This window comes from Denitratimonas organivorans (assembly GCF_037478135.1).
In the GTDB taxonomy this organism is placed as follows: Bacteria; Pseudomonadota; Gammaproteobacteria; order Xanthomonadales; family Xanthomonadaceae; genus Denitratimonas.
Window position 1 is genome coordinate 77,298 of the sequence record NZ_JBBHDV010000009.1, and the last position, 24,626, is coordinate 101,923.

Below are 24,626 nucleotides of genomic sequence, written 5' to 3' on the forward strand. Positions count from 1 at the left end.
GATCTGCGGCGGGCGATCAGCCCTGGTTCGGGACGACGGGTTCTTCGGCCTGCGCCACGCGCTCGGCCTGGGTGAAGCTGGAGCCGGGCTGGATCGCGAGCCAGCCTTCGAACTCGGCCTGCGGCACCGCCTGCACCACGATCGGCATGAAGCCGTGGTCCTTGCCACACAGTTCGGCGCACTGGCCGCGGTAGGTACCCGGCTCAAGGATGTTGGTCCACTGCTCGTTGACCATGCCCGGAATCGCGTCCTGCTTCCAGCCCAGCGCCGGCACCCACCAGGAGTGAATGACGTCATCGGCGGTCAGCACGAAGCGGATCTTGGTGTTGGTCGGCAGCACCAGCGGCTTGTCGACGTTGAGCAGATAGGTGTTGATGTCACCATCGCGCACCGAACCCGGATCAATGCCCGAGCGCAACTGGCGGGCGGCGTTGCTGGCTTCGTCCAGACGGCTGATGAAGCTCACCCCGGTCTGCTCGCCGCGGTAGTTCAGGATTTCGTACTTCCACATCCACTGGTAGCCGGTGATCTTCACCGTCATGTCGGATTCGGAGGCGTCGTACATCTTGTACAGGGTCTTGGTCGAAGGCCACGCCACCACCACCAGGATGATGATCGGAATCACCGTCCAGACGATTTCCGCCTTGGTGTTGTGGCTGAAGGTGGCCGGCACCACGCCCTTGGACTTGCGGAACGCGAACATCGCGTAGCCCATCGCACCGAACACCAGCAGGCCGATGACGGTACAGATGCCCAGGATCAGGTTGTGCAGCCAGTAGACCTCACGCGAGACCTCGGTCACGCCGGGCCCCATGTTGAGCTGCCAGGGTTGCGGGTCGGCACCCAGCGCCGCAGTGGCCGCGAACAGCGCGACCAGTCCAATGCCGATGCGTAGCGTACGAGCTGCGTTGGTCATCATTTTACCTCGGGGTTCCCCCCAGCTTTAACCGATGCGAAGGCACCGTGCCGATGGCACAGGTGCCGTCTCCTTTTTGACCTCGTTCCCGCCGCGTCGGCGCGGATGCGGGCTCATCCGGACAATGTACGGATGCTGAAGCATCGGACGATGATAGCGATTGCCCCTCCGACGGGGCAAGGCGCATCGCCCGATATGGATCAGCGGCGCGCGGCCGCCAGCGTGTAAAGCGACTGCGCGCGGCTGCGCAACGCGGCCACTTCGGCCTCGTCGGCTTCGCCCGAACCCTTCTCGTTCAGCAGCAGGTCGCCGCTCTGGGTCCAGCCCACCAGGGTCTTGACGCCGGACTGGACGCGCTCGACCACCCACGGCTGACCACCCTTGTAGGCATAACGGAACTGGGCCGAACCGGCATCACCGAAATCGACCTGCTCGCGCGCCATGCGGATCTGGCCGCTGTCCTCGACGAAGGCGTCCCAGCCCACCGCCACATCGGCTTCCAGACGCTCGCCCTGGATCCGGCGCATGCCGCCGATGCTGACTTCCAGCTTGGTGAACTCTTCCTTGGCCTGATCCGCCGGCGGCACATCGGCAGCCGGCTGGCCACCCCGCACCAGGCTCAGCTCCAGACGCCCGGTTTCGGCACCCTGGGTCAGCACCGGGACCGGACGGGCGGTGCCGTACAGCACCAGGGTTTCTGCCTGCACCGCCACCTGGAAGCCGTAATTGCGCGACGCATCGATGCGGGCCGGATCGTAGGGCAGCGCAACGCGCAGCGGCAGCGCGGCCGGTGCCGGCGTGGAAGACTCGGCCACGACCACCGGCAGGTTGGTGCTGTCGGTGATGTCCACCAGCTTCAGCACCAGCGTCAGACCCGGCGGCAGTGAGGCGAGCTGGTCGATTTCCACCTGGGCTTCGATCGCCGGCCCATTGACCTGCGGTACTGCTGGCTGGGCAGTGCTGGCGGCGGAACCGCCGTTGGCGGAGGCAGGTGCATCGGATTGGCCACCGCATGCGGCAAGCGCCAGGGCGACAGCGGCGGACAGCGAAAGGGCTTTGAACTTCATGGGGGTACTCGGATGGTTGTATGGAAACGGCGGCCGGAACCACTGTTTCATGCGGCGAAAAGCTTCGGGACAACGCAGTCCGCCAGCTTGCCAAAACCCGTGTAGCAGGGCCTGGTGAAGCGGACGCGATTGTCTGGAAAACCGACGCAGTGGGGGAACAGCGATGGCGGCCCGGCGGGCCGAAGCCGCAAGCTTAGAACAAACCGGCCGCATGGTCATGCATGAATTCCATGTACCTTGGTGCAGGGGTGGCCCCGATGCGGGGCGTGCAGCCGTTGCGTCCCCGCGCCGTCAGCGTTCGAGTCGATAGTTGAGCGCGGCACGGTTCTCGCTGCCCGAGTCGATCTGGATGTTCCACAACCGGCTGAGCAGGTACTTGAAGGTCACCACCTGGCCGGAGCCGAACAGCGCCACGCCGTAGCTGACATACAGCCGTGGCGACAGGTGCATGCCGACGGTCAGCGCGGCACCGCCCAGGGCGCGGTTGTCGGACACCCCGACATCCTCGATGCCCAGGCGCGCACCCAGATTCTGCGCCAGCAGGTTGCCGCCCATCGCGGCGGCCGCCTGGGTCAGCTGGGTGCCGTCGGCCTGCGAGGCCGAGCGCAAGGGGCGGCCCAGCACCAGATAGGACAGCTGTTCGGCCTGCTCCATCGCCGGGTCCGACCACAACGTCAACTCCGGCACCAGCGCGGTGCCGCGCACCTGCACCCCGACCGTGACCGCATCGATCTTGCGTTCTGCGCGGATGTCCAGCATCGGGTTGTCGATCGGGGTCGAAGCGAAGGACACCCGGCCGCGAGTGATGCTGAGGTCCTGCCCATAGGCCTTGTAGGCGCCGCCGACCTCGATCGCGCCGCTGCCGGTGGTGGCGTAGCCGGGGCGGTCGCGCACCCGCAGCTGGCCGGCCAGGGTGCCGTTCAGTCCATAGCCGCGCATCCGCACACTGCGCCCCAGCGTGACGCTGATATCGGCGTCCACCGCCAGCCCGCCACTGCTCTGCTCGTCATCCACGATCACCACGTCCGAGGAGGGCGAGGCCACGCCCTGCAGGTGCTCCAGATTGATCCGCGCGTACGGCACATCGACGCTGCCGCGCAGTTTCAGCGCCCGGCCGGCAAGTTCCAGCCGCAGGTCCGGCGAGGCCCGCACCCGCGCCTGCGGCACGTCCATCACGCTCAATTCTTCGCCCCGGATCGCCAATGTGCCGGCCACACCGTTATCGCCAGCCAGATCGAAGCGGCCTTCGATCATGGCCTTGCCGTCGCCCAGCATCAGGCTGCCGTCCAGCTCCAGCGCGGTTGCCTCACGGCTGGACAGGCGGATATGGCCTTCGCGTGGCTGGATGCCGAGCGCCGGCAATTCGGCCGAGAAATCCAGCAGTTCCAGCGTGCCATCCAGTTGCGGCTGGCTGCGCGTGCCGGCCAGCAGCAGCCGGCCTTCGACCCGCCCCTGCGGATTCACCACCTGATCGGTGAACAGTTCCAGCAGCGCGATGTCGGGCAGCAACAGATCAACCTGGCCGGACAGCGTGCCGTCCGCTTCCAGCGGCGTTGACACCTCCATGCCGGCGCGCAGATGGCCATGCTGCGAGACGCGTGCATCCAGTTGCAGCTTGGCGCGGTCCGGATCCAGTGTCAGGTCCAGAACCAGATCGGCCAGGTCCAGCAGTTCGCGTTCGGCGGCCGGGTCCAGCTTCAGCGTGGCCTGCGGCACGCGCGCCTGGAAACCAGCCTGGAGCCGGCCTTGTGCATCGCGCTGGAACTGCCCGTTGGCGGCGAGGCTGCCGTTCAATGCGGCGGGTTGTTCCAGCAGCGAGGCCAGCAGCGGATCCAGTTCAGCCAGGTCGAAACCGTCCAGTTCCACGGTGCCTTGGCTGGTCGTCCCCTGCGTGGTGATTTCCGCGCACAGCCAAGCCGGGGCGGCATCCAGGCAGGTGCGCGACAGCGATACGCTGCCGGCATCCGGCAGATACGCCAGCCGGGCCGGCTCGCGCAGGCGCCAGGCAGTGCGTTCCTTCGGCTCCAGATGCAGATCGCGCAGTTCTCCCTGCCAACTGCTGTCGCGCGGTTGCAGGCCACCGTTCAGGTCCAGCCCCAGCGTTGCGATGTCACCGACCAGCGCCAGGCTGAGGTCATGTGCGGCGCGGCTGCCTTCGCCGGACAGCGCCAATGTCGCGAAGTCCTGCCCACCCAGTTCCAGCGCCTGCGCTTCGATGCTGATGCTGCCGCGTTCCCAGGCCTGCACGCCGGCCCGCAGGCGCAATTGCTGCGCCGTCTGCCCGGCCAGGGCCAGACTCTGGCCATCCAGTTGCGCCGACAAGCTGGGCGCATCACGTGCGCCACGCAGGGTCAGGCTGCCGTCCAGCCGGCCGCCGGCTTCGGGCAGCAGGTCGGCCAGTTCCAGCGGCGCCAATGCCAGCTCGATATCGAATTCATCCTGCCAATGGCCCTGTCCATGGACATGCGACTGGCCCAGACGCAGGTCGAGTTCACCACTGCCGTGCCCATCGGCCTGCATCCGTGCCTGGGCCGAGCCGCTGACGCTGCGCCCGCGCAGCTGGCCGTCCAGCCCATCCAGCCGCAGTTCGCCGAACGGGCCAGCATCGGCAAGTCCACCATCCAGATGCAGCCGGGCATCCAGCACGCCGTGCAGATCCGGCGCGAAATACGAGGGGTCAAACTGCTGCAGCGTGGCGTCCAGCGTGGCATGCAGTGCCGGCGACCAGGCCACACGGCCATGTGCATCCAGCCCGCCACCGGGCAATTCGGCGTGCAGGCTTTCCAGATCCAGCGCCTGCGTGGAACCGCGACCAGCCAGTTGCACACGCGCCTGATCCGGGCCACGCGCAAAACGTCCGTCCAGCGTCAACGCGTAGTCGTCCAGCGGACCATCGATGCGGGCCGTGCCCTGGCTGCGCACCACGGCATCCGGCGCGGCGCCGGGCAGCACGATGTCCTGCCATGCCAGATCGGCATGCAGCTGCGGATCGGAGGTGGAAAGGTCCAGTTCGCCTTCGAGCCGGGCGCTGCCGTCATACAGACCCAGCGACAGCGGTTCCAGCCTCAGCCGGAACTCGTCGTAGGAAATCCGCGAAGGCGCCAGCTGCAGCTCGAAACCGGCCTGTTCCAGCCGGCCCGACAGGGACGCCTGGCGCAAGTCGCCTTCACCGGACAGCTGCAACGTCAGCGGCTCGCCTTCAAGCCCCAGACGCGCCAGCGCCAGATGCGGCGCATCCAGATTCAATGTCCAGTCCGGTTCGGGCAGGCCACCACGGGTTTGCAGCCGCAGCGTCGCCGGCTGTCCGAGATCGGCATCCAGCTCCAGCGCCAGCGCATTCAAATCGCCGTCGATGCGCAGTTCCAGCGGCAGCGGTTCGGCATCTTCGAGCGCGACGCGCGCCTGGGCACGCAAGCGGCTGGCCCAGCTGGAGGCGGTATCGATATCCGCATCCAGCGCCAGCCCGACGCGATCGCTGGACAGCGACCATTGTTGCAGCTGCAAGCGCCCGGCCTGCAGTGATGCGGCGCCGGTCAGTTCCTGCACATGCAGCAGGCGTTCGCGATCGCGCAGGATCTCGACATCCTCCAGCACCAGCGCATCGACCCGGACCGGGAGTGGCAAGACCAATTGCGGCAACGAATCCGGCAGCTCAATCCGCGCCGGTGGCGGCTCGTCGGACGGTGCGGCCGCTGGCAGCTCGACCTTGCCGCCGGAAACGGCGATGCGACGCAGATGCAGAGCGCCGGACAGCAGCGCGCCGCTGTCTAGGTCCAGCTCCAGCCGCTGCGCAGCGATATCGGCCGCATCGGTGTGCAGCCGCACATCGTGCAGCACCAGACCGCCGGCCAAGTGCCCCTCGGCACCGCTCCAGGACAGCATGCCCGGCGGCAGGAAACGATCCAGCTGCGCCAGTGCCACATCCCGCCCGCTGCCACTGTTCAGCAGCCACATCAGCAACACCAGCAGCAATACCGGCACGGCCATCAGCACACCGCCCAGCCACCACCACAGGCGACGGCGCGGCCTGCGCGGCGGCGTGTTGCCGGATGTCTCGGCTGCCGCGCTCACAGGTCCGGCCCGATGTTGATGTGGAGCTGGATCGAGTTGTCCGCGTCCTTGAATCCGTGCGCCAGATCCAGCCGCACCATGCCCACCGGCGAGCGCCAGCGTACTCCGGCGCCCGCGCCGACATAGGCGCCCTCGTTGACTTCGTTGAAGGCGTTGCCGGCGTCCACGAACACCGCCGCACCCCAGCTTGAACTGAACATGCGCTCGTACTCGGCACTGCCCACCAGCAGATTCTTGCCACCCAGCACCACACCCTCCTGGCGCGGGGCGATTTCCTGGTAGCCGTAGCCGCGAATGCTGCGATCGCCGCCGGCGAAAAACCGCAGCGATGGCGGCAACTGGTCGAACTGGTCGGTGAAAGTGCGCCCGAGCTGGCCACGGAACAGGAAACGGTTGTTGCTCCCGACACTGCGGATCAGCTTGGCATCCAGCAAAAACTGGCCGAAGTTCACATCCGAGGCCAGCGCTTCGGCTCCGATCTTGAACTCGCCCCGCAGCGAGAAACCCCGGCTCGGATACATCGGATCATCGGCCACCACCCGCTGCGCCGACAGCGCCGGATACACCAGCCGCGATTCGCCAACGGTGGCGGTGCCATCACGCCGCGCTTCCGCATGGCCGATCTCGAAATCCTCGGTCCGCATGTGCATGGCGAGATTGAGATTCCAGCCACGCCAGGCTCCGCTGCGCGAAGCCACCAGCTCAGTAATGCGGGTCTTGAGCACGTCGCTCTCCTCCTCGCGCCGGTTGGCACCAAACGCGTACCAGCCCTCGGCCCAGGCGAAGGCCGGGATGCGGTATTCGGCACCCAGGCTCTTGCGCCGCTGCGCCCAGTCCAGATTGGCGCCGAACTTGTGCCCGCGGCTGTTGACCCAGCGCCGCTCGAGCCCCACCTGCACACCGGCGCCCGAATCGGTACCGAAACTCAGGCCGGCGGTGTAGACGCTGCGCTTGCCCGGCAGCAACGAGATCGCGATTGGCACCTCGTCGCCATCGGCATTTTCCACGTCCGGACGCGCGTCTATGTAACCGAAATAATCCAGATCGGTCAGGCGCTGGTGCAGTTTCAGCAATTCAGACTGCTCGTAGAACGCCCCGTATTTGTAGGGCACCGCCTTGTGCAGCAGGTCCTCCCGCACGTGCGAACCTTCAAAACGGGTTTCCCCGAAGCGGTAGCGTTTGCCGCCGATCCAGTCCAGATTGATCTTGGCGGTCAGTGCCTTGCGCGACACCTCGACCCGGTGCGCGCGCAGCTCGGCATCGAAATAGCCGCGTGCCAGCAGGCTGCGTTGCAGGGTCAGCTTGCTGGCCTCGTAGCGCCGATGATCGAAAACCTCTCCGATGCGCGGCCGGAAACCTTCGATGTCGGCATCGATTACGGGGTCTTCCGCTGCCGGGGCATCGATCACGACTTGGCTGGCGGCCACCTTCACCGGCTCGCCCGGCGTCACTTCCAGCACCACGTCCGGCACGCCATCGGCGCGCCGCTCGATCCGGCTTTCGACACTGGCAGCGTAGTAACCATAGGGTTGCAGCGCCTGGTCCACCTCCGCCGGCACGCGCCGCAGCAGGTAGGACAGACGCGCTTCGGTCAGGGTCTTGCGCTCTTCTTCGGGCAACTGCACCAGCGAGAGCGATAGCCGCACATTCTGCAACTGCTCACCGCCCAGCCCCTGCACCTCGACCCGCCCCAACCCCTGGCCATACGCCAGCGTCGGCAACAACATCAACAGGCCGGCGGCGGCTCGCGTCGGAAATGGCAAGGGGAAACTCCTGCGGCCGGGCAGATCGGCATCCGGGCGAAAGCATAACCGCAGCAGCCACCGGCAAATGTTGCCGCAACGTGAACCGCGACCGCGCAGCACAACCCCGAATCGCAGCTACGCGCGTTGAAGCGCCGCACCTTCCACCGGAGCCGTGCCATGTATCTGCTGACCCTGTTGATTCTCACCCTGTCCACCGCGATGGCGGCGTTTCCCGCGCCCGCCGCCGCGCATGGCCGGGTGGTCGAATTGAATGTGGTGGACCGCGACAGCGGCCAGCCGCTTCACGTCCATTACCGCGACGACCAGGCCTTTGTCGAAGGCCGTCCGGGCCAACGTTACGCGATCCGTCTTGCCAACCGCAGCGGCGGCCGCGTGCTGGCGGTGCTCAGCGTGGACGGCATCAATGCCGTCAGCGGCCAGACGGCCGCGCCGGATCAGGCCGGCTATGTGCTGGAGCCATACCAAAGCACCGACGTGGCCGGCTGGCGCAAGAGCTTGTCGGATGTGGCGGCATTCGAATTTTCCGCGCTGCCCGACAGCTACGCCGCGCGCACCGGCCGACCGGATAATGTCGGGGTGATCGGCATTGCGGTGTTCCGTGAGCGCCCGTCTCCGCCACCGCGCCCGCGGATCAGCCACGGCAAGACCGGCAGCGCACGGGCTGAAGCCATGCATCCGCCCGCTGCAGCGCGCGCGCCGGCCGATACCGTGCAGGCCGCGCCGCAGATGCAGCAATCGATCGGCACCGCCCACGGACAACGCGAATATTCACGGGTGGAGCGCACGCAGTTCCAGCGCGCCAGCGGGACACCGGCGGAGATGGTCGCCTTGCGCTATGACCGGCGCGATAACCTGATCGCGATGGGCGTGATCGCGCCACCTCCGCACCGGCCGGGGCCGCGTGCCTTCCCCGGCGGCTTCGTGCCCGACCCATGAGCCAGTGGCTAAAAACGCACAGCCCGTCGGGCATCGCGCCGCGGCGGGCTGTGCAGGTGACGGCGGCGAACCCTGCCGCGCCTCAGCGGGCAGCGTCCTCCAGCTTTTCACCGGCCTTCTGGATGTCCTTGCCGGCACCTTGCACGGTATTGCAGCCACCCAGTACCAGAGCCGCTGCCAGGGTCAACAACAACAGGCTGATGTTGCGCTTCATCGATCAATTCCTCACTCGCCGCCCAGTGCGCGGCCGGGCAAGTTTAGCCATGCATCCACCCGTTTCAGCAAGCCCCGGCGCTCAGCGCATCAGGGTGGACTTGCCGAACAGGCTTTCGACCAGATCCACCGCCAGCCGCGCGGTGGAGTTGTGCACATCGAAGGCCGGATTGAGTTCGACGATGTCCAGCGACGCCATCGCGCCGCTGTCGGCGATCATCTCCATCACCAGCTGCGCCTCGCGGTAGTTGGGACCACCGGGCACCGTGGTGCCGACGCCCGGCGCGATCGACGGGTCAAGGAAATCCACATCGAAACTGACATGCAGATGGGTGTTTTCGTCCAGGCCGTACAGCGCCTGGGTCATCACCTGGCGCATGCCGATCTCATCGATGGTGCGCATGTCGTAGATGTCCAGCCCAACCTCGCGCACCAGGCGGCGTTCGCCTTCATCGACCGAGCGGATGCCGATCTGGCGGATTTCGCCGGCCCGCAGCATCGGTGAATCACCGGAAAGATGGGTCAGCTCCTGCGGGCCGATCCCGCACAGACAGGCCACCGGCATGCCATGGATATTGCCGCTGGGCGTGATCTGGCTGGTATTGAAATCCGCGTGCGCGTCCAGCCACAGCACCCGCAAGCTCTTGCCCTGCTGCCGGCAATGCGCGGCCACCGCGGTGATCGAACCCAGTGCCAGGCAGTGATCGCCACCGAGCAGGATCGGAAACTGCCCTGCATCCAGCGCCTGGCCAACGGCCTCCATTACCGCGCGGTTCCAGGCCACCACCTGCTCCAGATGGCGGTAGCCCTCGACCGGCCCCTGCCATGGATTGCGCGGCCCGACGAGATTGCCGCGATCCACCACTTCCAGCCCGCGCTTGCGCAGGGCTTCCTCGATACCGGCCACACGCAGCGCCTCCGGGCCCATTGAAGCCCCGCGATGGCCGGCACCGATATCGGTCGGCGCTCCGATCAGGCTCACCACGACTCCGGCCAGACTCATCGCCCTGCTCCGGCAACCAGTGGATGGCACATTCGGCCGGCCAATGCTGAAAACTGCGGTTTGATGGACATCGGAATCCTCCGGGCAATCGCCGTATGCAAGGGTCACAGCATAGCCGTGCCGCCGGAACGCACCAATCCGCACATCGGCGATCAGCCCGGTCTGGCGCGATCAACTGCGATCAGGCGGTGGCGGCCCTGGTCGGCTCCTGTGCAAGGCTGCGGCGTACCGCATCCAGTAGCTGCGCCGGCACGAATGGCTTGCGCAGCAGCATGATGCCGTGCTCCTCGAACGCCGGCATGTCGTCGCTGCGGTGCGAGGTGATCAGGATGCGCGCCGCCTGCGGCCAGCGCTCGCCAAGCCGGCACAGCAGGCTGATGCCGTCGGTATCGGAAAGCCGGTAGTCCGAAATCAGCACCTGCGGCGCAGGTTCCGTCCCAGTCCATGCTTCCAGCGCCCGCGCGCCATCAGACGCCAACCTGATGACACATCCGGCGGCGACCAGTCCCTCGGCCAGCAACGGACGCAGTTGCGCATCGTCTTCCACCAGCAGCACGCGCGTGCCCTGGAGTTCGGTCGGTGCCCGGTCCGGCTGCATCCGCGCGCGCGGCAGCAGCAGGGTGATGCGCGTACCCTGACCGGGCGCGCTGTCGACCTGGATCTGTCCATCGGCCTCGGTCACCAGACGCTGCACCACGGCCATGCCGACGCCGGTGCCGCGGCCCTCGGGTTTAGTGGTGAAGAACGGCTCGAACAACCGCGCCACCACCTCCTGGCTCATGCCGTGGCCGGTGTCGGACACCTCCACCCGCACCCTGTCGTCCTGCGCCGTTACCGTGATCCGAAAGCACCCGTTTTCCGGCATCGCATCGCGTGCGTTGGAGGCCAGATTGAGCAGCGCCAGTTCGAATTCGTCGCGATCCAGCAGCACCGGCAGCTCCGTTGGCGGCAGCTCGATCCCGACTTCCACCCGTTCACCGAACAGCGGCTCGATCAGCGTCATCGCGTGGCGCACCGATGCGCAGACATCGAACACCTCCTGCTGGCGGCTGCGGTGGCGGCCCAGGCCCAGCAGGCGACGGGTCACCATCGCACCGCGCCGGGTGGCGTTCTCGATGCCGTCGATCGGGCCATCGTCGAAACCGCCCGAGGCGCGCGCCATGCCGGCATAGCCCATGATCACGCCGAGGATGTTGTTGAAATCGTGTGCGATGCCGCCGCTGATGCGGCCCAGCAATTCCAGCTTCTGAGCCTGGATCAGCTGCGCCTGGGAGCGTTCCTTCTCCTCGATTTCGCAGACCAGCCGGCGACAGGTTTCGTCCAGCTCCTCGCTGCGCCGCAGCGCGCGGCGCGAAGCCGAGATCAGCCGGTCCAGCATCACCGTGGTCACCAGGAAGGTCAGTGCACCCAGCATCAGATCGTCGAGGATGTCGGCGCGCACCAGCCCTACATCCGGCGCCTGCGCCATGTCGATACCGGCCCCGAGCAGCGCGGCAGCCATCAGCACCAGCATGCCCCACCACAGCGCGGCACGCCCCAGTAGCAGTCCGCCGATCAGCAGCGGCAACAGGTGCGCCACCTGCAGGCCGGATTGCGCACGCAGCCCGTAGACCTGGTAACTGAGCACGATCAGCGCCAACAGCACCGCCAGCAGCAGTGCCACCGCCGGGCGGAACTGCCCGCGCCGCACCAGCCACAGACAGAACCAAAGCGTCGCCGTGCTCATCAGACCGATGCCGGTGGAAAACCCGAACTGGCCGGCTTCACGCCAGCCCGAAAGCGTGATCAGCGGCACCAGCACCGCACCGATCAGCAACAACACCTGCAGACCGGGAGCGCTGCGCCGGTCCAGCGGATCGCTGATCGGTGCCCGCTGCAACCATCCCACTGCGTGCCGAAGCAGCAACATCGGCGTTCTTCCCCACGATTCCGGTGCCGGCGAGTATAGGCGAGGCGCCCGCCGGCGACGCCTGATGGGATGTCGGTCACAGACCTGCACCGATATCGGGCCGCAGCACCGCGTGACGATGGGCCTGTCACCCGCCAGCCATGTTCTTCTGGCATTCTGGCCCGCTGCCGTGGCGATGGCAGATCTGACAAACAACGGGGTACTTTTTAATGAGCAATTACCGGATGCGCGGCCTGCTCGCCGCGCTGGCGCTGTGCTTGCCTGTATCGGCAATGGCGCAGCAGGTTGGCAGCGGTGCGGTGGCTCTCACCGGGCCGGGTGCCGGGGCGAGTGAGGATTTCAATTCGTTGGCTTCCAGCGGCACGAGCAGCACCCTGCCTACGGGTTGGTATTTCCAGGAAATGGGCGGAAGCTCGCAATCCACCTATGCGGCCGACAATGGCAACAACTCAGGTGGCAATGTCTACAGCTACGGCACCGCCGCCGACGATCGAGCCTTCGGCATCCTCGCGGCCAATGCCATGGCCGGCGTCGGCAACGTGGTGGCCTATATCGGTGCGCAGCTTCGCAATGACAGCGGTGCCACCATCAATGACCTGCTGGTCAGCTACACCGGCGAAGCTTGGCGTCGGCGCACGGCCGTCGCATCGCCAGACCGGCTGCGCTTTCAATACAGTACGGACGCCACCTCCCTGACCACCGGCACGTGGCACGACGTTTCCGCGCTGGATTTCGTAACCCCGGATGCGGCGCCCGTCAGCGGCAGCGGCATCAACGGCAACCTGCCTGAGCACCAAGAGCAGCTGTCGGCCCTGCTCAACAGCGTGGCCGTGCCACCCAACGGTACATTCTGGATTCGCTGGTCCGATACCAACCAATCGGGTGATGACGACGGTCTTGCCATCGACGACGTGGTCTTCGGCACCCCGGTCGATGTGGCACCGACGCTGCTGAGCAGCGTGCCGGTCGATGGCGCCACCGACTTCCCCGCCGACGGCTCGGTATTGCTGACCTTCTCCGAGCCGGTCGATGTCACCGGCACCTGGTTCACCCTGCAGTGCTCGGACAGCGGCACCCACACGCCGGCCAATACCGATGTCAGCGGCGGGCCGATCAGCTTCTTCCTGACGCCGCCCACGGCCTTCACCGTGGACGAGACCTGCGTGCTGTCGTTCGACACTGCGTTGATCACCGATCAGGGCCCGTCGGCACATCCGCTGGAAGATCCGGGCACGATCAGCTTCACCGTCGCCGAGCCGCCGCCGAACGTGCCGCCTGCCGTGGTCAGCACCGTGCCGGCACAGGGCGCTACCAACTTCCCGTCGGCCGGCGACCTGAAGGTCACCTTCAGTGAGCCTGTGATCGCCGCCAGTGGCGCGTTCTCGCTGACCTGTGCAGATTCCACCGGCATCGCACTGACCCCAGCCTCGACCGATGGCGGGGTGAACTTCACGATCGGCACCGGCACCGCGCTGGTGGGTGGTGACACCTGCGAGTTCGGCATCCATCAGGCTGGCGTGCAGGATCTGGTCGGTGCACAGCTGGACCAGGACTACAGCATCGCCTTCACGGTGATGGACGGGGCCAATACCGGTGCGTACTACGAGAACGTCAATCTGGCCACGCCAGCGACACTGCGTTGCTCGATCTACGAGACCATCAAGGGCCACAACAAGTACCCCTACAGCGGATCGGGCGACAACACTTGGGTGATCCTGAATCTCGCAGATGAGGACCCGGTAGAAACCAGCAAGATTCTCGACAATTTCCGCAACGAGTCGTTCACCAAGATCACTGGCGGTACCGGCGCGTACAACCGCGAGCACACCTGGCCGCGCAGCTACGGCCTAGGCAGCACCGGCACACCGGGTCCGGCGACCGACACCCACATGCTGCACCTGACCCACACCGGCTACAACAGCGATCGTGGCAACAAGCCGTTCGCCAATTGCGAAGGCGCCTGCACACGTCTGGGCACGGTCCACAACCACGGCATTGGCGGCGATTCGGATGCGGATTCGAACTGGTACCAGGGCCCGGACGGCAACGACGGTTCGTTCGAAGTGTGGGACCACATCAAGGGCAACATGGCGCGCGCAGTGATGTACATGGCCGTACGCTACCAGGGCGAAAGCGGCGAGCCGCGGCTTGAGCTGACCGACAACCGCAGCCTGATCCAGACCGGCAGTGGCGCCGGGCCGTTCTACATGGGCATCCTGACCGACCTGCTGGAATGGAACAGCTTCGATGCGCCGGACGCGCGGGAGCTGAATCGCAACCAGATCGTTTTCAGCTATCAGAACAACCGCAACCCGTTCATCGACCACCCCGAATGGGCACGTCGTGAATTGTTCGAGACCCTGCGTCCATCCTCCTGCGCGCTGAACCTGAACGCGCCGGTCGCCGCCACCGACAGCTACAGCGTGGCGCAGGGCGCAGTGCTGAACATCACGGCCGCCAATGGCGTACTGACCAACGACAGTGACGTGGAGTTCGATGCCGCCAGTGGCGCGCCGACGGGCTGGTTCGAATTGACCGCCTCCAGGGTCTCGGCTCCGGCCAACGGCAGCGTGGCGCTGGCGGCCGACGGCAGCTTCAGCTACACCCCGAACGCCGGCTTCTGCGGCACCGACAGCTTCACCTACAGCACCTCGGACGGCACCCGCCGCTCGGCTCCGGCCAGCGTCACCATTGCCGTTGGTGAAAACTGCGGCACGCCCGAGCCGGAAATCGCCATCTTCGCGGATGGCTTCGAGGCCCGGGATTAAGCCCCATGCCCGCAGTGTTGCGGGCACTGGCTAAACTGTACGGCCGGTCGCCCTGTGCGACCGGCCGTTTTCTTGTCCGGGGTCCACCATGTCCGTCCAGTTGGTGTTGTGTACCTGTCCCACACGCGAAGTGGCCGCCGGCCTCGCGCGCTCGCTGGTCGAGCAGCGCCTGGCGGCCTGCGTCAACCTGCTGCCGGGTGTGCAATCGGTGTACCGCTGGCAAGGCAATATCGAAACCTCCGAAGAAGTGCTGATGCTGATCAAGACCCGGGCGGCGCGGCTGGAACAACTCAAGCTGCACGTGCTGGAACTGCACCCGTATGAACTCCCGGAGATTCTCGCGGTCCCAGTCGGCTCGGGCCTGGATCGCTATCTGGACTGGATCGGCGATGAAACCACCGCGCCCGCGCCCTGACCGCTGCATTGAACTGACATGACCCCACCCCTGCCCCACCTCCGCTCGACCCGCAGCGGCCTGCTGCGCCGCTGCCTGCTCACCCTGTCCGCCCTGCTGTTGCCCGCCACCACGGCGCTGGCGGTGGACGATTCGCAACTGCTGCCGGTCGACGAGGCCTTCGTGCTGGAAGCCAGCGCGCCACAGGCCGGTCTGGCGCAGTTCGATTTCAGTATCGCGCCCGGCTATTACCTGTACCGCCACCGGCTCGCGGTGGAACCACTGGATACCGATGTCAGCGCCGGCGATCTCCAGGTGCCGCCCGGCACACCGAGCCACGACGAATTCTTCGGCGATGTGGAAACCTATCGCGAACACCTGACGATGACGCTGCCGGACATCGTCGCACCGGGCCGCGACCGCATCCGGCTGCGGGTGCGCTATCAAGGCTGCGCCGATATCGGCATCTGCTATCCGCCGCAGGCGCGCGAAGTGGCGCTGAAGCTGCCGGCGGGCGCCGCTGCAACCATTCCCGCCACGCTGCCGCAGGCCGGTGGCGGGCTGTCGGCACTGGCAGGGCTTCCGGGCGGCAATAGCGCGGTTCCCGGCCTGCTGGGCGGCAATGGGCTGGACGCCGGCGTTGGCGCCACCGATGCGATGCCGTTGTCGGACGACGAGGCGTTCCAGTTCGAGGCCATCGCCACTTCGCCGGTGGAACTGCTGCTGCGCTACACCCCGGCGCCGGGCTATTACCTGTACCGCGACCACAGCAGCTTCCGCCTGTTCGATGCCGACGGCGTGCAGCTGGCCAGCCCGCAGTGGCCACCAGCACAGACCCACCACGATGAACACTTCGGCGAGGTGCAGGTTTATTTCGACCAGGTCGAAGTACCGCTGGGCCTGCGCCGCAGCCGTGGCGAGGCCGGCACGCTGAAGCTGGAAGCGACCTTCCAGGGCTGCCAGACCGATGGCATCTGCTATCCGCCGATGACGCGCGAAGTGGCGATCGCGCTGCCGCAGGCACAGCCCACGCAACTGGTTTCCAGCTTGCCGGCCGACGCCACCACCACACGCGCAGATGCCAGCGCACCTAGCCTGGCCGCGATCGCGCTGGCGCTGCTGCTGGCGATCGGCGGCGGCCTGATCCTGAATCTGATGCCCTGTGTGCTGCCGGTGCTGTCGCTGAAGGCGCTGTCACTGGCGCAGAGCGGGCACAGCAGCAGCCAGGCGCGTTCGCATGCGCTGTGGTACACCGCCGGCGTGCTGGTCAGCTTCGGCCTGCTCGGCGTCGCGGCCCTGGGATTGCGCCAGCTCGGGCTGGCACTGGGCTGGGGCTTCCAATTGCAGCAGCCGCTGGTGATCGCTGCGCTGGCCTACGTGATGGCGGCCGTGGGCCTGAGCCTGTCCGGGGTGTTTTCCATCGGCAGCGGTTGGGCCGGCGCCGGACACGGACTGGCCAGCAGGAGCGGGCCGGCCGGGGATTTCTTCACCGGCGTGCTGGCGGTGGTCGTGGCCAGCCCCTGCACCGCACCGTTCATGGGATCGGCACTGGCCTTCGCCTTCACCGCGCACCCGCTGCTGGCGCTGCTGGTGTTCCTGGCGCTGGGGCTGGGACTGGCGCTGCCATTCCTGCTGATCGGTTTCGTGCCGGGGCTGGCATCACGCTTGCCGCGCCCGGGTGCGTGGATGGAAACCCTGAAACAGGTGTTGGCCTTCCCGATGTACCTGACCGCCGTCTGGCTGCTGTGGGTGCTGGGCAAGCAGCGCGGTATCGATGCGGCAGCACTGGCGCTGGCCGGCATCGTGGTGCTGGCGCTGGCTTTGTGGCGCTGGGAAAAGGCGCGTTGGAACGGCGCCATTGGCGCCCGCGTGCTGACCCTGGCATTGCTGCTGCTGGCGCTGTGGCCGTTCTGGCGCATTCCGCAGCTGGAGCTTCCGGCCAGCGTCGCCACCACACAGAGCAATGGCGCGATCCCGTATTCGGCGCCGCGCCTGCAGAAACTGCGCGATCAAGGCCGTACCGTGGTTATCAACATGACCGCCGACTGGTGCGTAACCTGCAAGGCCAACGAAAAGCGCGTGCTGGACACCGACGGCTTCCGCGACCTGCTCGCCCGCCACGACGCGGTCTACATGAAGGGCGACTGGACCAACGTGGACCCGGACATCACCGCCTTCCTCGAACTGCACGGTTCCTTCGGCGTGCCACTGTACGTGGTGGTCACGCCCGGACGGCCGGACGCGGTGCTGCCCACGGTGCTGACCCTGGACGCGCTCGCCAACGCGATGGCCGCGCCATGAAGCCGTGGAAACAGGCGCTGCTGATCGGCGTACTGGGCCTGGGCGGCGCCGTCGCCGGGCTGGGTGTGGCGATGCTAGCCTTCGGGCCAGCCTCGATGCTCGGCCTGCCCGGCGGCGAATGGGTGGTGCGCACGCTGTTCCATCCGGGCGCGTTGCTGCCCGACGGGCGCAGCGTGATCGTTCCCGGCAAGGCGGTGCCGGCGCTGCCGCTGCACGACCGCGACGGCCAGCCCTACACACTGGAAGCCGGCGGCCGGCCGCTGCTGATCAATTACTGGGCCAGCTGGTGCCCGCCATGCGTCGAGGAAATGCCGCTGCTGGACGCCTTCGCCGCGCAGCAGGGGCCGGACGGTGTGCGCGTGGTCGGGATCGCGCTGGATGACGCCGCCCCGGTACAGGACTTCCTGACCCGGCACCCTGTGGCGTTCGAGATCTTCCTCGAACCGTCCGGCCCGAACGACAGCTCGGCGCTGCTCGGCAATCTGCGCGGCGTGCTGCCGTACTCGGTGCTGATCGATGCCCAGGGCCGACTGAGGAAAACCCGCATGGGCGCCTTCCACGCCGGTGATCTGGAGCGCTGGATCGAGAACTGAGACGCTACCGCAGCGCTTCCAGCGCATCTTCCGGGAAAATTCAAACAGTCGATTAAATCGTCTAACTTCGGCGAAATGCGGCAAATTTTCTGGACAAGCTCCGCCCCGCTGCCGCACACTGCCGGCCCGCGGCACTTCCCGAACCCCCGATGGCGCACCTTCTCGTCCTGCACGGCCCCAACCTGAACCTGCTCGGCACGCGCGAGCCGGACATCTACGGGCACACGGACCTGGCCAGCATCAACGCCGATCTGATCGCGCGCGCCGCCGAACACGGCCACCAGCTCGGCAGTTTCCAGTCCAATGCCGAGCACGAGCTGGTGGAGCGCGTGCATGCCGCGCGCAGCGACGGCACCGCTTTCATCCTGATCAACCCTGCCGCCTTCACCCACACCAGCGTGGCGCTGCGCGATGCGCTGGCGGCGGTGGCGATCCCCTTCATCGAAGTGCACCTGTCCAACCCGCACCGGCGCGAACCGTTCCGCCACACCAGCTATTTCAGCGATCTGGCGCTGGGCGTGGTCGCCGGCTTCGGGCCACTGAGCTACGGCCTGGCGCTGAGCGCCGCCGTGCGCCACCTCGACACCCCATCCCCTTCCACCCGCTGACCCGCCTGCGCGCGCAGCGGTCCACACACCTGCGAGAAATCCCATGGACCTGCGAAAAATCAAGAAACTGATCGACCTGCTGGAGGAATCCAACCTCACCGAGATCGAGATCAAGGAAGGCGAGGAGTCGGTACGCCTGTCGCGCATCAGCAATGCCGCTCCCGCTCAGGTGCAGGTCGCCGCCTCGGCACCGCAACACCTCGCCGCGCCCGCCACCAGCGCCGCCCCGGCCACCACTTCCGGCAGCGCCCCTGCGGCGAAGGAAAGCGACCTGCCCGAGGGCCAGATCCAGCGCTCGCCGATGGTCGGCACCTTTTACACCGCCTCCAGCCCGGAAGCGCCCGCGTTCGTCAGCATCGGCCAGACCGTCAAGGTCGGCGACACCCTGGCGATCATCGAAGCGATGAAGATGTTCAACCCGATCGAAGCCGAAATCGCCGGCACCGTCACCGCGATCCTGGCCAGCAACGGCCAGCCGGTCGAGTTTGATGAGCCGCTTTTTGTGATTTCCTGAGCCGGGAATCGGGAATGGAGAGTGGGGAATCGGTGAAGCGGCCGCACGAGCGCCTTGACGTCTGGCGCGATGCCATGCGTTTGGTGGAAGCGGTCTACCGGTATTCCCATCAGTTTCCCGATACGGAAAGGTTTGCCCTGACCCAGCAGATGCGTCGAAGCGCCATCAGTATCCCGTCCAACATCGCCGAAGGTGCCGCACGCCGCTCCCGCGCCGAATACCTGCGCTTTCTCTCGATCGCGCGCGGCTCGCTGTCGGAACTGGACACCCAGTTGCAAATCGCGGAACGACTGGGCTACGGACAACGCGAAGCCGGGCTGGTTACCGGCATCGACCGCACCTTCGCCCGCCTTACCGCCCTGATGAACGCACTTTCCCGCCAGGCTTCACCACCCGATAGCGTTTCCTCACGCGAAACGCCACCTCCCCATTCCCTACTCCCGATTCCCCATTCCCATGATCGATAAAGTTGTCATCGCCAACCGAGGCGAAATCGCGCTGCGTATCCTGCGCGCCTGCCACACCCTTGGACTGAAGACCGTCGCAGTGCATTCCACCGTGGACCGCAACCTCAAGCACGTGGCGATGGCCGATGAATCGGTCTGCATCGGCCCGGCGCCTTCGTCGGAGAGCTACCTCAACATCCCGGCGATCATCGCCGCGGCCGAGGTCACCGACGCGCAGGCGATCCATCCGGGCTACGGCTTCCTCGCCGAGAACGCAGATTTCGCCGAGCGCGTGGAACAGTCCGGCTTCATCTTTGTCGGACCCAAGGCCGACACCATCCGCATGATGGGCGACAAGGTCGCCGCGATCCGCGCGATGCGCGATGCCGGCGTGCCCTGCGTGCCCGGCTCGGACGGCCCGCTCGGCGATGATCCGCTGCGCAACACCATGATCGCGCGCGAAATCGGTCTGCCGGTGATCATCAAGGCCGCCGGCGGCGGTGGCGGACGCGGCATGCGCGTGGTGCACGCCGAAGGCTCGCTGCACAGCGCCATCGCCACGACGAAATCCGAGGCCAAGGCGGCCTTCGGCAACGATATCGTCTACATGGAGAAATTCCTCGAGAATCCACGCCATATCGAAATCCAGGTACTGGCCGACGGCCAGGGCAACGCCATCCACCTGGGCGAGCGCGACTGCTCGATGCAGCGCCGTCACCAGAAGGTGGTCGAGGAAGCGCCGGCCCCCGGCATCACCCCGGAACTGCGCGAGGAGATCGGCAAGGTCTGCGTCGAAGCCTGCATCCGCATCGGCTACCGCGGCGCCGGCACCTTCGAATTCCTGTTCGAGGACGGCCGCTTCTACTTCATCGAAATGAACACCCGCATCCAGGTGGAACACCCGGTCACCGAACGCATCACCGGCATCGATCTGGTGGCCGAACAGCTGCGCATCGCCGCCGGCCGGCCGCTGACGATCCGCCAGGAAGACATCGTGCCGCGCGGCCACGCGATCGAATGCCGCATCAACGCCGAAGACCCGGAAACCTTCATGCCCTGCCCCGGTCTGATCCGCCACTACCACCCACCCGGCGGGCCCGGCGTGCGCGTGGACAGCCATATCTACGAAGGCTACAAGGTGCCGTCCAACTACGACTCGATGATCGGCAAACTGATCGTGCACGGCGCCACCCGCGAACAGGCGATCGCGCGCATGCGCGTGGCGCTGTCGGAAACCGTGGTGGACGGCATCAAGACCAACATCCCGCTGCAACAACGCATCATGGCCGACCCCGGCTTCCAGCAGGGCGGCATGAACATCCACTACCTGGAAAAGCGCCTGAAGGAACACCGTGATACGGGGATGGGGCTGGGCTGAGGCCCGCCGCCTGAGGCTCGCCGTCACCCCCCATGCCGCGCCCAGAACTGGGCAGGCGTGACGATGGGGTGACGCTCGGCCAATGCCAGCAGATCCTTGTCGCCGGTGATGAGGTAACTGGCGCGGCCTGCCAGCAGGGTCAGCAGCACGGGTTGATCGTCCGGATCGCGCAGTTTTTCGTCCTGCGCACCCGCCGGCTCGACGACATCGGCCAGGAACATGAAGCTGTCGGCCAGATCGCGGATTTCCGCCGCACTCAAGGACACGCGCGGCAACCGTGGCAGCACGCGCACCATTTCATCGAGGATGTAGCGCGACAGCACCACGTCCAGCCCGCCCTCGCGCCAGGCGGCGACGATGCGCCCCGGCACGCTGCCCGGATAAGCCAGGCCCGATACCAGTACGTTGGTATCGAGCACGACCCGCAACCTGGCCATCAGCGCCTGCGGCGTTCGGCTGCCACCGCCGCCTCGATCTCGGCCAATCCATCTTCAACCGGAACCTGCGTATACGCCTGCGCTACCCTGCCGGCAAGCGCATCGAAGCGTTCCCGCATGCGCCGGATACGGGCGAACAACTCGGCATCCACCAAGGCCGCAACCGGCTTACCATCCTTGTTGATGACAATGCTGTCGTTGCGGTACTGCACCTGATTGAGCATCTCGCCCAGGTTCTGACGGAAGTTGACGGCACTGATTTCGGTGATCATGGCTGTCTCCAAACCAATATGATTGATATGGTCATTATGGTCCGGACATGACATGCTGTCCATCACCCCATGCACCCGCACTTGAACCGCCCTCGAAACAACCCCGGGGAAGACAATCAACATGCCCTATCTCGAACTCACCCTGCCCTGCACCGAAGCGCAGGAATCACGCTACCAGACCGCGCTGGACGATGTTGGCGCGCTCGCGGTCACGCTGATGGATGCACACGCCGAGGCGCCGGACGAACAGGCGATCTTCGAGCCGGGCGTGGGTGAAACCCCGCTGTGGCGCGAGCTGACGCTGACCGCGCTGTTCCCCGGCGACGCGGTGCCGGAACTGATCCTGCTGGCGCTGGAAGCCTTCGACCCCGGACTGGAGCTGGGCGGCGCGCAATTCCGCAGCGTCGAGGACCAGGACTGGGAACGCGCGTGGATGGACCAGTTCCAGCCGATGCAGTTCGGCCGCCGCACTTTCATCGTGCCGTGGAACCAGGAGCTGCCGGCTGCGGCCCAGATCGCCGATGCCGCCGTGGTGCGGCTCGACCCCGGTCTGGCCTTCGGCACCGGCACCCACCCGACCACGGCGCTGTGTCTGGAATGGCTTGATGGTCTGGATCTTGCCGGTCAGCGTGTACTGGATTTCGGTTGCGGCTCCGGCATTCTCGCCATCGCCGCGCTGAAACTCGGCGCCAGCTCCGCGGTGGGCGTGGACAACGACCCGCAGGCGCTGACCGCCAGTGCCGACAACGCACAGCGCAATGACGTCGCCGCGCAGCTGAGCGTGTATCTGCCGCAAGACGAACCGGCGCAGAAGACCTATCCGGTGGTGGTGGCCAACATTCTGGCCAGTGCGCTGGATGCACTGGCGCCGTTGCTGGCCAGCCGGGTGCAGGCCGGCGGGCGGATCGCCCTGTCGGGCATCCTGCAAGGACAGGAAACCGAACTGCTGGATCGTTACGCAACCTGGTTCGAACCGCTGCACGTCAGCACGCTGGAGGACTGGGTCCGGATCGACGGCGTGCGCCGCAGCTGAAGCATCCACGCCGCAGCTGCGGCATCATGGGCAGATTCCTCCCCGCCTGACCGCATGTACACGCTCTGTTCCCACTGCGACACGCCCTACGAAGTCTCGCCCGAAGCGCTCGCACGCGGGCGCGGGCAACTGCATTGCGCCGCCTGCGGACACAGCTTCGATGCACTGGAACGGCTGTCGCGCACGCTGCCGCCCGGCGCGGAACAGGCACGCGTCGCGATCCCGGCCCACACCGGCCCGCACTCCGGCAGCAGCACCCAGGAGGAGGATCTGGCGCAGGGTTCGCTGCCGCTGGAACCTGCCGAAGCGCCTCCCGCACATCCCGCCGCCGACAATCCGGAGCCTGCGCTTTCGGCGCCTGCGGCAGACTTCACTCGGAGCATTGAAGCCGCTGGCACCATCGTGCGTTCGCCGGAACCGGCTCTTCTTCCCGAAGCTGAAGCCGAAGCTGAAGTTGAAGCCGAAACTGAAGCCACTCCCGACCCCGGAACGGAAGACGCACAAACCGCACCTACGGCCACGATGCCTGCGGCAACACCCGCACCCGCCACCGCGCAGCCGCAAACAGCCGCGCCGTCATCGGATGCACCGGCGGCCACCATCCCGCCGGTTTTCCAATGGCTGCAACAGGCCGCCGCAACGGCGCCAACACCGAAACCAACACCACCCACGCCAGCGGTCGAGATCCGCACCGATGCGCTGGTCGAAGTACTGACCGCGCACGCCGATTTCATCGAGCCGCCGGCGGATGATGCCGATGCCGATGCCGATGCCGGTGTCGATGCCGGTCCCGATGCCCATCGACACGATCCGGCCGATGCATCGGACATCGTTGCCAGCCAACACCCGCCCGAGCCCGACACGGTCGCGGACATCGATCCCCACGCCTTCGACATCCCGTCCGAAGGCTTCGAACCCACCCACGGCATCGCCACCCACGCCCCCGTCACCGAAGACCGCGATGACGACGCCACCGTCGCGCTCGAAGACCCGGCACAACATCCGGCCTCACCATCCACATCCGAAACACAGGACGAAACGGCCCTCGGCACCGCCATCGGGCCGCAAGATCCGGCAGCGGCCTCCGACATCGCCGGACCGGAACCAGCCCCACTGTTCCTTGCCGCCGCGTCGACGGAAACCGATCACACCGATCCCTTTCACCCGGTGCTCGACGCACCCACGCCCAGCTTCATCCCGGCCAACACCCCGACCTTGCCGTCTGAACCGGCGCAGCGCCGCTGGCCGGCCCGGCTGGCGGTGGCCGCGCTGTTGTTGTCACTCGGCCTGCTGTCGCTCATCGCCGAACGCGACACGCTGGCGGCCGATGCGCGCTGGCGGCCGTGGCTGGAACGCAGCTGCGAAGCCCTGCCCTGCACGCTGCCGCCGTGGCGTGAACCGGCCGCGATGCAGCTGATGACGCGCGACGTGCGCCCGCATCCCTCGGTCCCCGGCGCGCTGCTGATCAGCGCCAGCTTCCGCAACCAGGCGCAATGGGCGCAGCCCTGGCCGCAGCTGGACCTGACCCTGTCCGACCTCAACGGCCAACCGATCGCGCAACGCCAGTTCCAGCCCGACCAGTATCTGGGCATCGGCGCGCGCGAATCGCTGATCCAGCCCGACCAGACCGCCAGCGTGACGCTGGAGGTGCGCGATCCGGGCAAACAGGCGGTCGCGTTCGAATTCGACTTCCGCTGACTCATTCCGATCCAACCCGAGCCGATCCGAAGCCGCCGCACGGCACCCGCCAGCAGCGGCCAGCGCCGCGTCAGTTCCCGTCACGCCTGCGGAACGCCAGCCCGGATACTTCATGAGGGGCGTGGATGATCGCGAGGGATTTTGCGCCGCGTCAGCAGAAAAGTGCACGGGACACTTCATCCAAAGCGGGAACATGGATCAAATGGCAATCTGGTGCGGTTGCGAGGCACTTTTCTGCGATCTCATGAAATATCCGGGCTAGAATGATCGACCCCCGGCACGCGCCATCCGCGCCTGCCGTCG

20 protein-coding genes are annotated in these 24,626 nt (G+C 66.6%); 11 read left to right on the forward strand and 9 right to left on the reverse strand.

The genetic code is table 11. The annotated features are described in order from the left end of the window. Positions 1-16: 16 nt before the first annotated feature. From coxB to WDB66_RS10505, 4 genes are all read right to left on the reverse strand, one after another. Positions 17-916 (reverse strand): cytochrome c oxidase subunit II, encoded by a 900-nt coding sequence (gene coxB, locus WDB66_RS10490; RefSeq protein WP_339398525.1) that lies wholly within the window; start codon positions 914-916, stop codon positions 17-19. A 200-nt stretch (positions 917-1,116) separates the two neighbouring features. Beyond that, positions 1,117-1,983 (reverse strand): YbaY family lipoprotein, encoded by an 867-nt coding sequence (locus WDB66_RS10495; RefSeq protein ID WP_339398526.1) that lies wholly within the window; start codon positions 1,981-1,983, stop codon positions 1,117-1,119. 291 nt (positions 1,984-2,274) lie between these two features. Then, positions 2,275-6,054 carry a translocation/assembly module TamB domain-containing protein gene (locus WDB66_RS10500; protein ID WP_339398527.1) on the reverse strand — a complete coding sequence of 1,260 codons (3,780 nt, stop codon included), beginning with the start codon at positions 6,052-6,054 and terminating at the stop codon, positions 2,275-2,277. Then, positions 6,051-7,817: an autotransporter assembly complex protein TamA gene (locus WDB66_RS10505; RefSeq protein WP_339398528.1), complete on the reverse strand. Its 1,767-nt coding sequence runs from the start codon at positions 7,815-7,817 to the stop codon at positions 6,051-6,053. The genes WDB66_RS10500 and WDB66_RS10505 overlap by 4 nt, the downstream gene beginning before the upstream one ends. Positions 7,818-7,976: 159 nt before the next feature. On the opposite strand from WDB66_RS10505, the gene WDB66_RS10510 reads away from it, so the two are divergent. Beyond that, positions 7,977-8,756 carry a hypothetical protein gene (locus WDB66_RS10510; RefSeq protein WP_339398529.1) on the forward strand — a complete coding sequence of 260 codons (780 nt, stop codon included), beginning with the start codon at positions 7,977-7,979 and terminating at the stop codon, positions 8,754-8,756. An 82-nt stretch (positions 8,757-8,838) separates the two neighbouring features. Here WDB66_RS10510 and WDB66_RS10515 read toward each other — a convergent pair whose 3' ends face one another. The 3 genes from WDB66_RS10515 to WDB66_RS10525 all read right to left on the reverse strand — a co-directional run bounded on the left by WDB66_RS10515 (position 8,839) and on the right by WDB66_RS10525 (position 11,881). Next, complete coding sequence (locus WDB66_RS10515) at positions 8,839-8,970, reverse strand: entericidin A/B family lipoprotein (protein WP_339398531.1); 132 nt, start codon at positions 8,968-8,970, stop codon at positions 8,839-8,841. Positions 8,971-9,051: 81 nt separating this feature from the next. Next, positions 9,052-9,972, reverse strand: a complete 921-nt coding sequence (gene rocF / locus WDB66_RS10520) for an arginase (RefSeq protein ID WP_339398532.1) — start codon at positions 9,970-9,972, stop codon at positions 9,052-9,054. 181 nt (positions 9,973-10,153) lie between these two features. Then, positions 10,154-11,881, reverse strand: a complete 1,728-nt coding sequence (locus tag WDB66_RS10525; protein WP_339398533.1) for an ATP-binding protein — start codon at positions 11,879-11,881, stop codon at positions 10,154-10,156. Between the two features lie 209 nt (positions 11,882-12,090). On the opposite strand from WDB66_RS10525, the gene WDB66_RS10530 reads away from it, so the two are divergent. The 8 genes from WDB66_RS10530 to accC all read left to right on the forward strand — a co-directional run bounded on the left by WDB66_RS10530 (position 12,091) and on the right by accC (position 20,883). Continuing rightward, entirely contained in the window at positions 12,091-14,649 is a 2,559-nt protein-coding gene (locus tag WDB66_RS10530) for an endonuclease (RefSeq protein ID WP_339398534.1), read from the forward strand. 88 nt (positions 14,650-14,737) lie between these two features. Then, positions 14,738-15,064, forward strand: a complete 327-nt coding sequence (gene cutA, locus WDB66_RS10535; protein ID WP_339398535.1) for a divalent-cation tolerance protein CutA — start codon at positions 14,738-14,740, stop codon at positions 15,062-15,064. 18 nt (positions 15,065-15,082) lie between these two features. Continuing rightward, on the forward strand, positions 15,083-17,344 hold the full coding sequence (locus WDB66_RS10540) for a protein-disulfide reductase DsbD family protein (protein ID WP_339398536.1): 2,262 nt from the start codon (positions 15,083-15,085) through the stop codon (positions 17,342-17,344). Further along, complete coding sequence (locus WDB66_RS10545; RefSeq protein ID WP_339398537.1) at positions 17,341-17,937, forward strand: TlpA family protein disulfide reductase; 597 nt, start codon at positions 17,341-17,343, stop codon at positions 17,935-17,937. Before WDB66_RS10540 ends, WDB66_RS10545 begins: the two co-directional genes overlap by 4 nt. A gap of 149 nt (positions 17,938-18,086) precedes the next feature. Continuing rightward, entirely contained in the window at positions 18,087-18,545 is a 459-nt protein-coding gene (gene aroQ / locus WDB66_RS10550; RefSeq protein ID WP_339398538.1) for a type II 3-dehydroquinate dehydratase, read from the forward strand. A gap of 43 nt (positions 18,546-18,588) precedes the next feature. Beyond that, positions 18,589-19,059 carry an acetyl-CoA carboxylase biotin carboxyl carrier protein gene (accB, locus tag WDB66_RS10555; protein WP_339398539.1) on the forward strand — a complete coding sequence of 157 codons (471 nt, stop codon included), beginning with the start codon at positions 18,589-18,591 and terminating at the stop codon, positions 19,057-19,059. A gap of 14 nt (positions 19,060-19,073) precedes the next feature. Continuing rightward, on the forward strand, positions 19,074-19,526 hold the full coding sequence (locus tag WDB66_RS10560) for a four helix bundle protein (protein ID WP_339398540.1): 453 nt from the start codon (positions 19,074-19,076) through the stop codon (positions 19,524-19,526). Next, positions 19,516-20,883, forward strand: a complete 1,368-nt coding sequence (accC, locus tag WDB66_RS10565; protein ID WP_339398541.1) for an acetyl-CoA carboxylase biotin carboxylase subunit — start codon at positions 19,516-19,518, stop codon at positions 20,881-20,883. Before WDB66_RS10560 ends, accC begins: the two co-directional genes overlap by 11 nt. A gap of 23 nt (positions 20,884-20,906) precedes the next feature. Here accC and WDB66_RS10570 read toward each other — a convergent pair whose 3' ends face one another. Both WDB66_RS10570 and WDB66_RS10575 read right to left on the reverse strand, forming a co-directional pair. Continuing rightward, positions 20,907-21,320 carry a putative toxin-antitoxin system toxin component, PIN family gene (locus WDB66_RS10570; protein WP_339398542.1) on the reverse strand — a complete coding sequence of 138 codons (414 nt, stop codon included), beginning with the start codon at positions 21,318-21,320 and terminating at the stop codon, positions 20,907-20,909. Then, positions 21,320-21,592, reverse strand: a complete 273-nt coding sequence (locus WDB66_RS10575) for a type II toxin-antitoxin system Phd/YefM family antitoxin (protein WP_339398543.1) — start codon at positions 21,590-21,592, stop codon at positions 21,320-21,322. Before WDB66_RS10575 ends, WDB66_RS10570 begins: the two co-directional genes overlap by 1 nt. Positions 21,593-21,713: 121 nt before the next feature. Here WDB66_RS10575 and prmA point away from each other — a divergent pair, with 121 nt between their 5' ends. Further along, complete coding sequence (prmA, locus tag WDB66_RS10580) at positions 21,714-22,625, forward strand: 50S ribosomal protein L11 methyltransferase (protein ID WP_339398544.1); 912 nt, start codon at positions 21,714-21,716, stop codon at positions 22,623-22,625. A 54-nt stretch (positions 22,626-22,679) separates the two neighbouring features. Beyond that, positions 22,680-24,323: a zinc-ribbon and DUF3426 domain-containing protein gene (locus tag WDB66_RS10585; protein WP_339398545.1), complete on the forward strand. Its 1,644-nt coding sequence runs from the start codon at positions 22,680-22,682 to the stop codon at positions 24,321-24,323. Positions 24,324-24,626: the final 303 nt, after the last annotated feature.